The organism is Polaribacter sargassicola, assembly GCF_021991835.1.
Classification (GTDB): domain Bacteria; phylum Bacteroidota; class Bacteroidia; order Flavobacteriales; family Flavobacteriaceae; genus Polaribacter; species Polaribacter sargassicola.
The window spans coordinates 181,432-197,246 of sequence record NZ_JAHDAU010000003.1; the positions used below are offsets into that span (position 1 = coordinate 181,432).

General features: G+C 29.6%; 11 protein-coding genes and 1 tRNA gene. 5 read left to right on the forward strand and 7 right to left on the reverse strand.

What is annotated here, in order from left to right; all coding sequences use genetic code 11:
• Positions 1-6: 6 nt before the first annotated feature.
• From KI686_RS06695 to KI686_RS06720, 6 genes are all read right to left on the reverse strand, one after another.
• Positions 7-3,345 (reverse strand): TonB-dependent receptor, encoded by a 3,339-nt coding sequence (locus KI686_RS06695; protein ID WP_237588498.1) that lies wholly within the window; start codon positions 3,343-3,345, stop codon positions 7-9.
• Between the two features lie 131 nt (positions 3,346-3,476).
• Positions 3,477-4,538 carry a FecR family protein gene (locus KI686_RS06700; RefSeq protein WP_237588499.1) on the reverse strand — a complete coding sequence of 354 codons (1,062 nt, stop codon included), beginning with the start codon at positions 4,536-4,538 and terminating at the stop codon, positions 3,477-3,479.
• A gap of 98 nt (positions 4,539-4,636) precedes the next feature.
• Complete coding sequence (locus KI686_RS06705) at positions 4,637-5,332, reverse strand: RNA polymerase sigma factor (RefSeq protein WP_237588500.1); 696 nt, start codon at positions 5,330-5,332, stop codon at positions 4,637-4,639.
• A 353-nt stretch (positions 5,333-5,685) separates the two neighbouring features.
• Positions 5,686-5,772 (reverse strand) — tRNA-Ser (locus KI686_RS06710).
• Positions 5,771-6,295: a ribosome maturation factor RimM gene (gene rimM / locus KI686_RS06715; RefSeq protein ID WP_237588501.1), complete on the reverse strand. Its 525-nt coding sequence runs from the start codon at positions 6,293-6,295 to the stop codon at positions 5,771-5,773. The genes KI686_RS06710 and rimM overlap by 2 nt, the downstream gene beginning before the upstream one ends.
• A gap of 19 nt (positions 6,296-6,314) precedes the next feature.
• Positions 6,315-6,818, reverse strand: a complete 504-nt coding sequence (locus KI686_RS06720) for a 30S ribosomal protein S16 (protein ID WP_237588502.1) — start codon at positions 6,816-6,818, stop codon at positions 6,315-6,317.
• A gap of 330 nt (positions 6,819-7,148) precedes the next feature.
• Here KI686_RS06720 and KI686_RS06725 point away from each other — a divergent pair, with 330 nt between their 5' ends.
• The 5 genes from KI686_RS06725 to KI686_RS06745 all read left to right on the forward strand — a co-directional run bounded on the left by KI686_RS06725 (position 7,149) and on the right by KI686_RS06745 (position 14,800).
• On the forward strand, positions 7,149-7,595 hold the full coding sequence (locus KI686_RS06725; protein WP_237588503.1) for a ferritin-like domain-containing protein: 447 nt from the start codon (positions 7,149-7,151) through the stop codon (positions 7,593-7,595).
• A 154-nt stretch (positions 7,596-7,749) separates the two neighbouring features.
• Positions 7,750-12,087, forward strand: a complete 4,338-nt coding sequence (gene dnaE, locus KI686_RS06730; protein ID WP_237588504.1) for a DNA polymerase III subunit alpha — start codon at positions 7,750-7,752, stop codon at positions 12,085-12,087.
• Between the two features lie 5 nt (positions 12,088-12,092).
• A complete protein-coding gene (locus KI686_RS06735; protein ID WP_237588505.1) occupies positions 12,093-12,728 on the forward strand; it encodes a hypothetical protein in 636 nt (211 codons plus the stop codon).
• Between the two features lie 105 nt (positions 12,729-12,833).
• Positions 12,834-14,147: a D-arabinono-1,4-lactone oxidase gene (locus KI686_RS06740; protein ID WP_237588506.1), complete on the forward strand. Its 1,314-nt coding sequence runs from the start codon at positions 12,834-12,836 to the stop codon at positions 14,145-14,147.
• Positions 14,147-14,800, forward strand: coding sequence for an HAD family hydrolase (locus KI686_RS06745; RefSeq protein ID WP_237588507.1), 654 nt, complete (start codon positions 14,147-14,149; stop codon positions 14,798-14,800). The genes KI686_RS06740 and KI686_RS06745 overlap by 1 nt, the downstream gene beginning before the upstream one ends.
• 11 nt (positions 14,801-14,811) lie before the next feature.
• Here the strand turns inward: KI686_RS06745 and gldA are convergent, their stop codons facing one another.
• Positions 14,812-15,708, reverse strand: a complete 897-nt coding sequence (gene gldA, locus KI686_RS06750) for a gliding motility-associated ABC transporter ATP-binding subunit GldA (RefSeq protein ID WP_237588508.1) — start codon at positions 15,706-15,708, stop codon at positions 14,812-14,814.
• Positions 15,709-15,815: the final 107 nt, after the last annotated feature.

Consider the following 15,815-nt stretch of genomic DNA (forward strand, 5'->3'; position numbering starts at 1 on the left):
GTTTTTTTATAGTTTAATATCTAATCCTACAGAAATAGTTTTCATTGCTGGCGTTAATCCATTATAACTACCACTTATCGATTGTTCTGGATCTATATATAAATCTTTTTCTTTAGTAAAAGTTAATAAATTTGTACCTCTTGCATATAACCTAGCAGAACTAAGATGTAAAAAAGAAGTTACTTTTTCTGGAAAATCATAAGCTGCTGTTATATCTTTTAAACGAATAAAACTACCATCGTACAACCATCTTGTTACATTGGCTTGATTACTACCAGAATGACCTCCCCATTGAAACTTAGGAAATAATGCATCTGTTTTACCTTCTACCCATCTGTTTTCAAACACATAAGTAGCCGTACTTCTTGGTGTTAATCTACCATCACCTAAAGTTCCACGTGCTCTACTGTCAAATAAATAATTACCAGAAGAATACATAAAGTTGGCATTTAAACTAAAACCTTTGTAAGAAAAAGACGTATTAAAACCTCCATAAAAATCTGGTGTTGCAGATTTACCTGTTAAATAACGTTCTGCTTCTCCTATATTATTAGTTATAGTTGTTTCGCTAGCATCTGTATAGTATTGTACTTCTCCATTTGTTTGATCTACACCTGCCCAACCATACATATAAAAAGATTGAAAATCTTGACCAACTTGTCTTCTAAAAGCTCCGTCTGTATAATCTTCATCTAACTCTGTAATTTCATTTTTTATAAAAGTGGTATTTAAACCAACACTCCATCTAAAATCTTTTTTATTAATAATATCAGCATTTAAAGTTATCTCTAAACCTTTATTAGACATTGATCCAAAATTTTGAGTAAGCTCTGTAAACCCTGTAGTTGGAGAAATAGGCACATCTAAAATAAGATCTGATGAAAGTCTATTAAAATACTCTACCGTACCACTTACTGCATTAAATAAACCAAAATCTAAACCTATATTAAAATTCTCTTGAGTTTCCCATGTTAAATCTGGATTTGCAAGTTGTTGTGGAGTTCCACCAGGAGAGCTATCATAATCATCTCCATAACCATATAATCCTAAAGAAGCAAAGTTACCAATAGCTGCGTTACCTGTTAAACCGTAAGAAGTTCTTAGCTTTAATAAATTTATAAAAGAAATATCATTAATAAAATCTTCTTTAAACATGTTCCAACTTGCTCCAACAGAATAAAAAGTTCCGTATCTATTATCTGCACCAAATCTAGAAGAACCATCTCTTCTTACACTACCAGAAAGAAAGTATTTATTATCATAATTATAGTTTCCTCTTAAAAATGTAGAATTAAAAGTATATTCTGTTTTTGTACCAGAAACAGCATATTCTGCTGCTGCTGTACTTAATGTTTTAACTACATCATTAGGAAAATCTGAACCCGAAGCAGAAAACGATTCTCTTGTAGTTTGTTGCGCTTCATAACCTGCTAAAAAGTTTAAGTTATGATTTTCATTTAACTTTAAACTATAATCTAAAGTTTGCGTACCTACCCAAGTTTTATTTGTAGTGTTTGCCTCATAAGCATAACCATTAGTATCATAACCAGTACCATAACGTCTATTATAATACGTAGATTCATTAATACTTAAAATATCAAAATTCCATTGAGATCTAAATACTAAACTTTCTACAGGTGTAACCGTTAAAGCTAAATTATCTATAATTCTATTTGTTTTTGTTTCCCAAGTATCTTCACCACTTAAACTACCTACAGGGTTACTCCCTATTGGAAAATAATCTAAATGATCTGCATTAAATTGCCCTTCATCATTATAAATAGGAATTAATGGAGATAATTCTAAAGTACTTTTAAACGGATTGTTCCAAGAACCTGCATCTGGCGCGGTTGTAGAAGTAATGTCTGCAATAGAAATATTATTAGATATTGTAATGTAATCACTAGCTTTGTATTCTAAATTTGTTCTACCACTAAATCTAGAAAAATCATAACCAATTATATAACTTCCTTGCTCCATAAAACCTCCAGACATAAAATATTTAACTTTGTCTGTGGCACCTCTTATACTTAAATCATAACTTTGTGTAACACCTGTACGTGTTATTGCATCTAACCAGTTTGTATCTGTTGCTTCACCTGTAGAAGGATCTATTTGCTGTGTATAATAACTATCTAATTGTGCTTGCGCTTCTGCTTCTGTTAAACCTAAATTTACATAACCTTCTATATACAGCTCCTTATATTGAGCTGCATTTAAAGGTTTTAAAATATTTTTTGATGCTTGTGAGTTAAAACCTGTAAGCGTTTTTAATTCTATTGTTGCTTTGCCTGTTTTACCTTGTTTTGTAGTAATTAAAATAACACCATTTGCACCTCTAGATCCATAAATTGCTGTAGAAGCAGCATCTTTTAAAACACTAATACTTTCTATATCATTTGGGTTGATAGACGCCATTACGTTAGAACTTGCACCGTCATTATCGTTTGTAGATTGGCTACCTGCCTGAATAGGAATACCATCTATAACATACAATGGTTCACTAGATGCATTAATAGAACCAATACCTCTAATTCTAATTTCTGTATTTGCTCCTGGAGCTCCATCAAGGGCACTTGCTTGTATACCAGCTACACCACCTCTAAGAGATTGCTCAAAAGAAGATGTTGGTGCTTGTTGTAAATCTGCACTTTTTACAATTGCAACAGAACCTGTTAATTCTTCTTTCTTTTGAGAACCATAACCTACAATTACAACTTCATCTAATGCAGCTGTAACCTCTTCCATTCTAACATCTATTATAGATTTATTACCAACGGTTATAGTTTGTTTTTTCATTCCTATATAAGAAAACTCTAAAACAGACTCACTTGTTACTTTTATTGAGTATTTACCATCAAAATCGGTTTCTGTACCAACAGATGCACCTTTTATACGTATACTTACACCTGGTAATGGATAACCTTCTGATGCTTCATAAACTACTCCGGAAACAACTCTTTCTTGTACACTTATTTTATTTTTAGATAAAGAATCGTCTTCTTTTTCTTTTATTTTTTTAACCACAACCTGCTTACCATCTACCTTATAAGTTAGGTTTGTTTTTGAAAAAGCTTTATCTAATACCTTAATAATATTTGCTTCGTTAAGCTTTAGTGATACTTTTTTATTTGTACTTAAAACATCATCTTTATAAAAGAACATGTAATCGCTTGTAGTTTGAATCTCTTTAAAAAGTTCTTCTATTGATATCCCTTTTACATCAATATTGATTTTTGTTTGCCCCATCAACGGATTTACATTACCAGCTGTGATTCCTAAACTAATTAATAATAGAAATATTCTCATAAGTATTAAAATTCCTGTGCGTGAGTTTTTTTTCATATTTTTGTTTTTGATTATTAAATTTTGCTGTTCTCTACAGCAATACAATTAAAATAAGCCAGAAGATGTTGGCGCATCTTCTGGTCTTTTTAGTAATTCAAATAATAGTTCACTTCATACATTACTTTTATTTAATTAATAATTATTTTATCCTCTTCTATGATATATTTCATATTTGTACTTGCTGCAATATTCTTAACTACTTTATCTATATTTTCATTTAAATCTAAGTAACCAGAAAATTTTTCTTTAGCTAACTCTTCGTTTTTTATATTTACTTTTAAATTATAGTATCTAGCAATTCTATTCATTACATAATGCAAATCGTTATTTTTAAAGATTAAAAAGCCATCTCTCCAAGAGAAATAATTATTTACATTTACTTTTTCTGATATTATACTCTTACTCTCTTTATTATAAGTTGCCTTTGTACCTGGTGTAATTTTAATTTTATCTGAATAATGATGCAACTCTGGATCATTATGATAATTAATTTGTACACTTCCGCTTTTTAATACTGTATTAATTACCCCTTCTTCCGGATAACTTGTAACTCCAAAAACAGTCCCCAACACCTTAACCTCTTGATCTTTAGATATTACTATAAAAGGATGGTTTTTATCGTGAGCAACATCAAAAATTGCTTCTCCTTCTAAGTACAATTCTCTTCTATCTCCATTAAAAGCCACTGGATATATTAACTTGGAACCCGAATTTAACCATACAATAGTTCCGTCTGAAAGGTTTATTTTAGACCTTTTCCCATAAGGAATAATTAACGTATTGTACGCAACTTTACTGTCTCTTGTGGTTTCTTGTTCTATTTCTGTATCGTTACCAATTGTTAACTTATTACCAGATTTAGAATAATTAATATTACTATCTTTTTTATCTATTTTTAAGTTTTTTCCATCACCTAAAACCAATACTACTTCATTTTCTTTACTAAAATCTATAGGTTTAGATTCATTTACAAAATCTGTAATCGAAATAGTTGGTTGGTTTTGATAATACAAAAAACCACCTATTAAAAAAACAATTGAAAAAGCTAGACTCATTGCCAGCCCCTTATTTCTTTTACTTCTTCTATAACTAAGGTTATCAACAGAATTTAAAATCTTACTCTTTAAAGCAGTTTTCTCCAATTCTGTAATTGGTAAAATCTTAACTTTATTAGACTTATTAATTTTCATATTGTATTTGTGTTCTGTTTTATTTTTTTTAATTTGATTGAATTCTATATAATTAATAGTACATATTAGACTTTATATAGACATATAACTTGTTTTTTTTATAAAAAACAACAAGTTAATTGTAAGAATAAAACAGTAAAATTCAGTTTTCTTAACGCTTTAATTGCCCTATAAACAGATGTTCTTGCAGACTCTACAGAAACACCTATAATCATAGAAATTTCTTCGTAAGATTTTTCTTGCTCAAACTTTAAAAGCAACACTTCTCTTTGTTTATCACTTAAAGTTTTCATTGCATTTTTCAACCTAATATTTCTTTCAGAAATATGCTCTTCTTTTATAATATCTTTCTCACAAGAATCTGAATGCTTTTTGTTCATAGCATCTATTTCATAATCAAAATCATCTAAAGAAACGGAGGTGTTTTTTTTGTAATACTTTTTATTAATCTTTCTTTTTAAAGATTTAAACAAGTAATACTTTACATTATCTGTTTTAGATAAGCTATTTCTATACTTATATAGATCTACAAATAAATCATGAATACAATCCATAACATACCCTCTATCTTTAGAGTGATACATTCCATAAGAAAATAAAATATTTACATATCTATCATACAGTTCTCCTAGAGCTGTCTTTTTTCCTTTTTTTAGCTCTGCCCAAATTAAAGCATCAGATTTTTCTTCAGGAAAAACATCATTAGCGCTAGTTTCTACTACTTGATTTATTGCAGATGTATTAAGATTGTTCTTTGCTACTAAAGCCAATGCTAACTCTCCATATTCTTGCATAAATTTTTCATTTTATATTCTTACTCTATTAATATGTTGTAAGGGCAACACAGTATATTAAGTAAACCATTTTAGTTTTATAGACGAAATTATCATATAATTATTAAAAAAGATCATTTTAAGAAAAATATTAAACAAAAATACCATTTACATAAAAAAAACACACATAAATTACCATATTATTACCTATACCTCAACAACACAAGTAACAAAAACTATATTGCTTAGTTTAAGGTTTAATTAAATAACAGGTATAATTGACAATAATTCTCTCTTTTTAAAAAACAAAAAACCTATAAGACACTTATCTTATAGGTTTTTATAACTCTGTAACAATTTGTAAGTTTTTTTAGCAGAAAGGAAGGGATTCGAACCCTCGATACCGTTACCAGTATACTACCTTTCCAGGGTAGCTCTTTCGACCACTCAGACACCTTTCTAAATATACAAGGCAATTAAACCTTCTGGTGCCTCTACTTTTATTATTTTATTTTCTCTGTCTACCTTTTTTATAAAGTCATCAACCATAGGAATAAAGATTTCTGTACCATCTCTATCTATTTCAAAAAGTGGTTGTGCTGCTTTATCATTTATATAAACGATTTTACCAACTTCGCCAAAATTAACATCTACAACTGTAAAGCCAATTACTTCGTGATAATAAAATTTATCACCTGTAAGTTTAGGCAACATTGTATTTGGTAAATAGATTTCGCATTTTAGAATTGATTCTGCTTCTTCTTCTGAATATACATCTTCAAACTGAACACGTAGTTGATTTCCTTTGTGTAGTGAGCTTTTTTCAATAAAAAATGGAACCAAGTTTGTGCCAAATTCGACATAAACTGATTCCATTTCTGTGTACAACTCAGGTTCATCTGTATCTAATTTGATAACAACTTCACCTTTAAAACTATATTTTGTTACGATTTTGCCTAAATAAAAACAATCTTCTTTACGCATTGTCGTATAAATTTATAATTTATTCTGCTGTATTTTCTTCTGTTGTTGCTTCTTCAGCAACCTCTTCTTCTACAACTGGTTTAGCTGCTTCAATTCTAGCTTCATTAACAGCTTTTTCTGCTGCAAATGCTTTTGCTTTAGCATCAGCTTGCGCTGCGCTTAAACCTTCTTCTTTTGCAGAAATTTTTGCTGCTTTTTCTTCTAACCAAGCTGCAAATTTAGCATCTGCCTGCTCTTGAGTTAAAGCTCCTTTTCTAATACCACCAACTAAATGGTTTTTTAACATTGCACCTTTGTAAGATAAAATGTTTTTTGCAGTATCAGTAGGTTGTGCACCATTTTGTAACCATTCTACAGCTTTATCAATATTTAAATCAATAGCAGCAGGGTTAACGTTAGGATTGTAAGTCCCAATTTTTTCTAAGTATTTACCATCTCTTTTTGCACGAGCATCAGCGGCAACGATCCAATAGAATGGTTTCCCTTTTTTACCGTGTCTTTGTAATCTAATCTTTACAGACATAATTTGTTAATTTTTTAAGGTTCTCGACCTTGATTATTAATAGTCTTACTATCTCGTAGTAAGTGGGCGCAAAATTACACTTTTTTTAAAAACTAAAACACTAATTTTCAATATTTTTTTACAGCTTCTAATCACAGTTTACAGTTAACTTTTTAAATCTATAACTAAACTTAAAAATCTTAAATTTCTATTAAAATAGCATATGAGCAAAGAATCAAACCTTATGCATCAATCACAACATTAAACATCCTATAAATTTGTGGTATCAACAGATGTGAAACAATACGCATCTTAAAACAATCTATTGGAATTTAAAATGAAAATGATATTATGAAGTACACAGAAAAAATTTCGAATAAGTTAAACGAACTATTAGAAAAAAATTACGATGCAGAAAAAGGATATTTAAATTCTGCTGATAATGTAGATAGTCCTAAATTAAAAATATTCTTTAAAAATAGAGCATCAGAAAGAAGTCAATTTGCAAAAGAAATTAGAACAGAAATTTTATCTTATGGTCAAATACCAGAAGATGATGGTTCTTTTAAAGGTACAATGCACAGAAATTGGATGTCTTTAAAATCTTTATTTAGCTCTAACGATGAAGAAGCAATTTTAGAAGAAGCAATTAGAGGAGAAAAAGCAAGTTATAATGAATATAAAGAAATTTTACAAGAAGATGCTCTTGCTCCATCAACAAGAAAAATGCTAGAATTTCAAATGCAAAAAATTCAATCTGCAATTAATATTTTAATGGTAGAAGAAGAATTATCATAAATAGTTGTAATTTAAATATAGTTAATTAATTTAAAGTCAGCCCTTAATTGGGTTGACTTTTTTTTTGGTTAAATTTCTATCTTATTTACAATATAATCCTCTGATGTTTTTGTATTTTTAACTTTCCAAATTTATTACCCAAAAAGTCTTTTTTATGTACTTAATTTTTGATACAGAAACTACCGGTTTACCCAAAAGCTGGAATGCACCCATCACAGACACAGACAATTGGCCTAGATGTATACAAATTGCATGGCAATTGCATGATGCAATGGGAAATGTATTAGAACATAACGATTTTTTAATTCAACCAGAAGGTTTTAACATTCCTTATGATGCAGAAAGAATTCACGGAATTTCTACAGAATTAGCACAAGAACAAGGTATAAAATTAGACAAAGGGTTAGCACTTTTTAATGAAGCTCTAAAAAAAACCAAGTTTATTGTTGGGCAAAATGTTGGTTTCGACATCAATATTATGGGGTGCGAATTCCATAGATTAGGTGTAGAAAACAATTTAACTTCATTACCACTATTAGATACTTGTACAGAAAAAACAGCTACAATGTGTCAAATTCCTGGTGGTCGTGGTGGTAAATTTAAATTACCAACCTTAACAGAATTACACAATCATTTATTTGGTGTTGGTTTTGGTGAAGCACACAACGCAACTGCCGATGTTGAAGCTACAACTCGTTGTTTTTTAGAGCTAATTCGTTTAAGAGAATTTACAAAAGAAGAATTAGATGTTGATGAAGATTATTTTAAAAACTTCTCTGAAGCAAACCCAAAACCAATTCAAGTAATTGGTTTAAAACACATCAACCTAAAACAAGAAAGCGATAAAATTCGCAAACGTTTAGAGAAATTAAAAGATACTGTAGAAACCAAATCTACATCAGAAGGTTTAGCAGAATTAAAAGACGTACAATTTTCACATTTACACAATCACACACAATATTCTGTTTTACAAAGTACCATTCAACTTGGTAATATTGTAAAAGCTGCTGCAAAGTATAATATGCCAGCAGTTGCTATGACAGATACAGCCAACATGATGGGAGCTTTTCATTTTGTAAATGCTGTTTTAAGTCATAATAAAAATGCAGAAACACCAATAAAACCAATTATTGGTTGTGAGTTTAATATTTGTGAAGACCACAAAAACAAGTCACAAAAAGACAATGGTTATCAAGTTGTTTTATTGGCTAAAAATAAAAATGGTTATCATAATCTAGCAAAATTATCTTCTGCTGCATTTGTAGACGGTTTTTACTATGTACCAAGAATAGACAAAATACTTGTAGAAAAATACAAAGAAGACATTATTGTATTAACCGGTAACTTATACGGAGAAGTACCAAGTAAAATTTTAAATCTAGGAGAAAAACAAGCCGAAGAAGCTTTAATTTGGTGGAAAGAGCAATTTAAAGACGATTTATATATCGAGTTGATGCGTCATAATCAACAAGATGAAAACATTGTAAATGAAACTTTATTAAAATTCTCTAAAAAACATAATGTAAAAGTTGTTGCTACCAACAATACTTTCTATCTAGATAAAAAAGATGCCAACGCACATGATATTTTATTATGTGTAAAAGATGGCGAAAAACAATCTACACCAATTGGTAAAGGCCGTGGTTATAGATATGGTTTACCTAACCAAGAGTATTATTTTAAGTCTTCGGATGAAATGAAGGCGCTCTTTGCAGATTTACCAGAAGCCATAATTAACATACAAGAAATTGTAGATAAAGTAGAAATTTTTACGCTAGCAAGAGACGTTTTATTGCCTGCTTTTAATATTCCTGATGAGTTTAAAGACGAAAAAGACAATGAAGATGGCGGAAAAAGAGGTGAAAATAATTTTCTAAAACACCTAACTTATGAAGGGGCAAAAAAACGTTATGGAGAAATTACAGAATCTATAAAAGAACGTTTAGATTTTGAGTTAGAAGTAATTGAAAAAACAGGATATCCTGGTTACTTTTTAATTGTAGAAGATTTTATTAGAGAAGCCAGAAATATGGATGTTGCTGTTGGTCCCGGTCGTGGTTCTGCAGCAGGTTCTGTAGTTGCTTACTGCCTTTGGATTACAAATATAGACCCTATTAAATACGATTTACTTTTTGAGCGTTTCTTAAATCCAGAACGTGTATCGATGCCCGATATTGATATTGATTTTGATGATGAAGGTCGTGGACGTGTAATGGATTATGTAATTGATAAATATGGCGCAAACCAAGTAGCACAAATTATTACTTACGGTACAATGGCTGCTAAATCTTCTATTAGAGATACTGCCAGAGTATTAGATTTACCACTTTTTGAAGCCGATAGAATTGCCAAATTAATTCCAGGAATTAAACTAAAAAATATTTTTGGTGATGATCCTAAAAGCAAAGGTAAAGTTGATGGTTTACGTGCAGAAGAAAAACAACTTGTAGAAGAATTAAAAAACATTTCTTATGGTTCTGATTTAGCTTCAGAAACTGTAAATAAAGCAACTATATTAGAGGGTTCTGTTAGAAATACCGGTATACATGCCTGTGGTGTAATTATAACTCCTGGTGATATAACAAATTATGTTCCTGTTTCTCTTGCTAAGGATTCTGACATGTATGTTACACAGTTTGATAACTCTGTAGTAGAAACTGCTGGGTTATTAAAAATGGATTTCTTAGGATTAAAAACACTAACTTTAATTAAAGATACCGTTAAAATTGTAAAAGCAAGACATGGCATTACTTTAGATCCAGAAAATTTTTCTTTAGATGATGTAAAAACTTACGAATTATTCCAAAGAGGAGAAACTGTTGGTGTTTTTCAATATGAATCTCCAGGAATGCAAAAACACATGCGCTCTTTAAAACCAACTGTTTTTGCCGATTTAATTGCAATGAACGCATTATATCGTCCTGGACCAATGGAATATATTCCGTCTTTTATCAACAGAAAACACGGTACAGAAGATATTGAGTACGATTTACCTGCCATGGAAGAATATTTGGCAGAAACCTACGGTATTACAGTTTACCAAGAGCAAGTAATGCTTTTATCGCAAAAATTAGCCGATTTTACCAAAGGTGAAGCCGATGTTTTACGTAAAGCAATGGGTAAAAAGCAAATTGCGGTTCTTGATAAAATGAAACCAAAATTTATTGAACAAGCTAGTAAAAACGGACATGATGAAGAAAAACTAGAAAAAATCTGGAAAGACTGGGAAGCTTTTGCAAGTTATGCCTTTAATAAATCTCACTCTACTTGTTATGCTTGGATTGCCTATCAAACTGCCTATTTAAAAGCACATTACCCAGCAGAATATATGGCTTCTGTACTTTCTAATAATATGAATGATATTAAATCTGTATCATTTTTTATGGAAGAATGTAAACGAATGGGATTACAAGTATTGGGACCAGATTTAAATGAATCTTTCTTAAAATTTTCTGTAAACAAAGAAGGTGCTGTTCGTTTTGGTATGGCAGCTGTAAAAGGTGTTGGCGCTGCAGCTGTAAGAGCAATTATTAAAGAAAGAGAAGAAAACGGACACTATAAATCTATTTTTGATTTAGCAAAACGTGTAGATTTAAGAGCTGCCAACAAAAAATCTTTTGATAGTTTAATTAAAGCTGGTGCTTTTGATTCTTTTACAGATACACATAGAGCACAATATTTTGAAACCGATGAAAAAGGGCAAACCTTTTTAGAACGTGCTATGAAATTTGGTAGTAAATATCAAGAAAACGAAAACTCAGCACAAGTTTCTATGTTTGGTGAAGCTTCTACTGTTCAATTTCCAGAACCAGACATTCCTAAATGTGAAACTTGGGGAACTATGGAGCTTTTATCTCAAGAAAAAGAAGTAATTGGTATTTATATTTCTGCACATCCTTTAGATGATTTTAAAAACGAAATGATTTTTTGTAACGCGGCTTTAAAACATTTTAAAGGAGATTTATCTAAATATGTAGGTATGAATTTAACTTTTGCTGGTATTGTTACAGATGTGCAACATCGTGTATCTAAAGCCGGTAAAGGTTGGGCAATGTTTACTATGGAAGATTATGGAGATAGCAATGAATTTAGAATTTTTGGTGAAGATTATTTAAGAATGAAACATTTTTTGGTTCCTAATTCTTTCTTGTTTGTAAGAGCTACAATTCAACCTGGTTGGACAAACAAAGAAGGTGTAACAGGCGAACCTCGCTTAAAATTTACCGACTTTAAATTGTTGCATGATATTATGGATGAACTTTGTAAGAAAATAACCATTAAAATTCCTTTACAAGAAATTACAACAGAAACCATTTCTAATTTAGAATCTATTCTAAAAAAGAGTCCTGGTAAACAAAATTTACATTTTACTGTTTGGGATGCTAAAGAAAAAATAGAAGTAAATTTACCAAGCAGAAATACAAAAGTTAATGTTTCTAACGAACTGTTAACTACCTTAAAAAGAGAACAAGTAGATTTTAAAATAAATTAAATACTATGAAAAAAAATTACATAATTATTTGTGCATTTTTAATCATAACCTCTTGTGGATCTCCAATAAAAATTACTGACTATAAACCTAATAAATATAAAGTAGCAAAAATAAATCAAGACACTATATTTGTTCCAAAACCTACTAGAGTTAGCACATACTCTAAAAAAGGTAGCTATCCTTTCATCCATATTAATGGATTTAAATCTTATGAAATTAACAAATCAAGAGCAGTAAAAACAAGAGATTCTATTTTTGCAAATGAACTTAAATTTTACGCAACTTATTCCTCTTTTTATACTAGACAATCTATGTATGAAAAATTTGGAAATTGGGATAAAAATTTATTTTTAAAAGGACAAAGAACTCCTTTTCTTATTTGGGAAAAAGTAAAATTATTTTCTGATAAAGAAAAATATTATACTGTAATTGCAGGTGGGTTTGAATGTACAACTTGTAATCCATCATTAGAAACAATTTACTCTTCTATTATTATCTTAGATGAAAATAAAAATGATTGTTTATCGGATCAAAATCCCGAATTAAAAAAAGAAATTCTAGCATTCTTTTCTGAAGGCATTAAAAACCTAACAAATAGTAAAGAGTTTCACAATAAATTTTGGGAATTAGTTCTTGATTGAAAAATAAATAATTTTCCTAATAAAACTCTTTACAAAAAAAAATAAACTTAATCAGTTGCTAAAAAAAGATTAATGATTACTTTTGTTTAATATTTTTAAAAATACATGAAACAAAACAAAAACGGAGTTTGGTTAAGCTGGAATGAAAATATAACTTATAACTACAAGTCTCTTTATACTATTTCTACTGAAGAAGAATTACAAGAAATTGTAAAAAATTCAGAAAAAATAAGGATTTTTGGTAATAAGCAATCTTCTGCAGACATTGCATCTGGAGCAGCAACTTTAGTTGATATAAAATCGTACAACAAAATTTTATCTTATAATGATGCTGAAAAAACAATTACAGTTCAGTCTGGTATTATTTTAGGTGATTTAATAGAAGCTGTAGAAGCAAAAGGTTGGTGTATACCTTGTTTGCCAGATATAAATACGATTACAATTGGTGGTGCTTTAGCTACAGGAACACATGGCACAAGTGGTAAATTATTATCTGAATATATTACAAAATGTAATCTTATTTTAGCTGATGGTTCTTTAAAAGAAATCACAGAAAAAGACGATTTAATAAATGCTGTTAGAGTTTCTTTAGGGGTTTTGGGCGTTTTATCAACCATTACTTTTAAATGTGAATCTATTTATACTTTACATGTAAAAGAAGGGCCAGAAAACGATAATGAATGGTTACCAAAAATTAAAGAACGTTTAAAAAAACACGATTTTTTAAGAATTTTATGGATTCCACATACAGATAAAGGATATGTGATTACTGGTGATAAAATAAATCCTGAAACAGAAATTAATGAAGATTTAGGTTCATCATTTTTAAAACATAGAAGAAAAGCTTCTAAAATTCTATATAAATACACACATATTTTTCCTTGGCTTACATCAATTGCAAACAAAATTTTATATCAAGGTTTTTTTAGCGGAACAAAAGAACACAAAGGTTCTTTATACCAAGCAACAGTTACAAAATCTAGAGGTTCTACATTAGAATTAGCAGAATGGACAATTGGTTTAGACGATTTTCCGAAAGTTTTTGAAGAGCTGAAAACTGAAATTAATAAATGGTCTAACAAATCTTTTATTCATATTCCTATGGATATTCGTTTTGTATATAGTGATAATTCTTGGTTAAGCTACGCTTACAAAAAAGAGGTTGTAACAATGGGGTGTGTTTCTAGAAATGCAGCAACTGCAGATACTTATGAAGCTTTTAAAACAATAGAAAACATCTTTTTAAAATACGGTGGAAAACCACATTGGGCAAAAAGATTTATGGCTAAAGATGCAGAGTTTTCTAAAATATATGACAAGTGGGAAGATTTTAAAACTTTAAGAAGAAAATTAGACCCAACTAACAAATTTTTAAATCCGTATTTAACAGAAATATTCAACGAAAAAACAAATAATTAATGGAGTTACCTAAAGGATTTTTATTCGATTTTGATGGTGTAATTGTAGATAGTAAAGAAAGTCATAATTCGGCTTGGGCTTCTGCCTTTAAAGAATTGTTTAATACAGAAATTGCTCCTTTTCCTAAAAGCCTTTCTGGAAAATCGCCAATGATAATAGCAGAATATTTTTGTAGTGTAATCGGTAAAAAAGAGAAAACCGAAGATTTATATCATTTAAAAGATGAACATTTAGATAAATACTTTACAGTGCCTAAATTATTACCTGGTATACGTGAAATTACCCAATTTTTATCCGAAGAGAAAATACCTTACGGTATTGCAAGTAACGCTACAAAACAGTTTTTAAAAAACAGTATTCATCATTTAGATTTAAACTTTACTACCGTTTTTGGATTGCAAGATTATGCAAAGCCAAAACCAGACCCAGAAGCTTATATATCTTTAGCAAAAGCTTTAGGTTTTAAAGAAGAAGATTTTAAAGAAATTTGGGTTTTTGAAGATAGCTTAACAGGTACAAATGCTGCAAAATTGGCAGGAATGCAACCTATTGGAATTACAACAAATTATTCTGTAGAAGAACTAAAAGCTGTTGGTAGTATTCTTGCATTTCCTACAGTTTTAGAAGCTTATAAATACTTAACCAATAAATAAAATCTTTTTTTTTAAGCTGATGTTACTTCTCTAAAAAGAGTTTCTAAATTCTTATTTTCTGTATTTAAACTAAGAATTTTTAAACCGTTTTCTTGTGCAAAATCAAAAATTACAGGTCGCATATCTTTATCACTCTCAAAAGTAATGTACCAAGTATTGTCGTAATTATTCTTGTATGAAACTATGTTTGGTAATCTATTAATAAATTGCTCTTCAATCTTATAATCAAAAGTAACAATTATAGTTTGTTGGTTATTTTCTTTCAATTCAGAAAGTTTTTTATCAACTAACAATTCACCTTTTTTAATAATAATTACTCTATCGCAAACCGCCTCTACTTCTTGCATAATATGTGTAGAAAAAAGCACTGTTTTGTCTTTACCTAAATCTTTAATTAACTCACGTATTTCTACCAATTGATTAGGATCTAAACCTGTTGTTGGTTCATCTAAAATTAAAACAGATGGATTGTGTAAAATAGCAGCAGCCAAACCAACTCTTTGCTGGTATCCTTTAGATAATTGATGTATTTTTTTATGAGCTTCTGCAGTTAATCCTACTTTTTCTATACAAGTTTGTATTTGTTGTTTATCAACTTTATAAATTGAAGCTCTAAACTGCAAATACTCTTTAACATACATATCTGTATACAAAGGGTTATGTTCTGGTAAATAACCTATTGTAATTTGTGCTTTTAATGGATTGAGTAAAACATTAATTTCATCAACAAAAACATCTCCAGAGTTTGGTTTGATAAAACCTGTTAAGATTTTCATCATTGTTGATTTTCCAGCTCCGTTTGGACCTAAAAAACCAATAATCTGACCTTTATCGGCAGAAAACGATACTTCGTTTAACGCTTTTTGATCTTTATAATTTTTAGAAACTAAGGATACTTTTATAGACATTTTACAAATGTAATATGATTTATATTGATAACGAAACGATGCGGAAATTAGTTTTTAAAATTAATTTTTTTACAAAAAAAATGGCTCTAAAAAGAGCCATTTTAAAT

Excerpts from the sequence above, each read along its gene's own strand:
- KI686_RS06695 (WP_237588498.1), bottom strand. The coding sequence starts at position 3,345 with ATGAAAAAAAACTCACGCACAGGAATTTTAATACTTATGAGAATATTT.
- KI686_RS06700 (WP_237588499.1), bottom strand. The coding sequence starts at position 4,538 with ATGAAAATTAATAAGTCTAATAAAGTTAAGATTTTACCAATTACAGAA.
- KI686_RS06705 (WP_237588500.1), bottom strand. The coding sequence starts at position 5,332 with ATGCAAGAATATGGAGAGTTAGCATTGGCTTTAGTAGCAAAGAACAAT.
- rimM (WP_237588501.1), bottom strand. The coding sequence starts at position 6,295 with ATGCGTAAAGAAGATTGTTTTTATTTAGGCAAAATCGTAACAAAATAT.
- KI686_RS06720 (WP_237588502.1), bottom strand. The coding sequence starts at position 6,818 with ATGTCTGTAAAGATTAGATTACAAAGACACGGTAAAAAAGGGAAACCA.
- KI686_RS06725 (WP_237588503.1), top strand. The coding sequence starts at position 7,149 with ATGAAGTACACAGAAAAAATTTCGAATAAGTTAAACGAACTATTAGAA.
- dnaE (WP_237588504.1), top strand. The coding sequence starts at position 7,750 with ATGTACTTAATTTTTGATACAGAAACTACCGGTTTACCCAAAAGCTGG.
- KI686_RS06735 (WP_237588505.1), top strand. The coding sequence starts at position 12,093 with ATGAAAAAAAATTACATAATTATTTGTGCATTTTTAATCATAACCTCT.
- KI686_RS06740 (WP_237588506.1), top strand. The coding sequence starts at position 12,834 with ATGAAACAAAACAAAAACGGAGTTTGGTTAAGCTGGAATGAAAATATA.
- KI686_RS06745 (WP_237588507.1), top strand. The coding sequence starts at position 14,147 with ATGGAGTTACCTAAAGGATTTTTATTCGATTTTGATGGTGTAATTGTA.
- gldA (WP_237588508.1), bottom strand. The coding sequence starts at position 15,708 with ATGTCTATAAAAGTATCCTTAGTTTCTAAAAATTATAAAGATCAAAAA.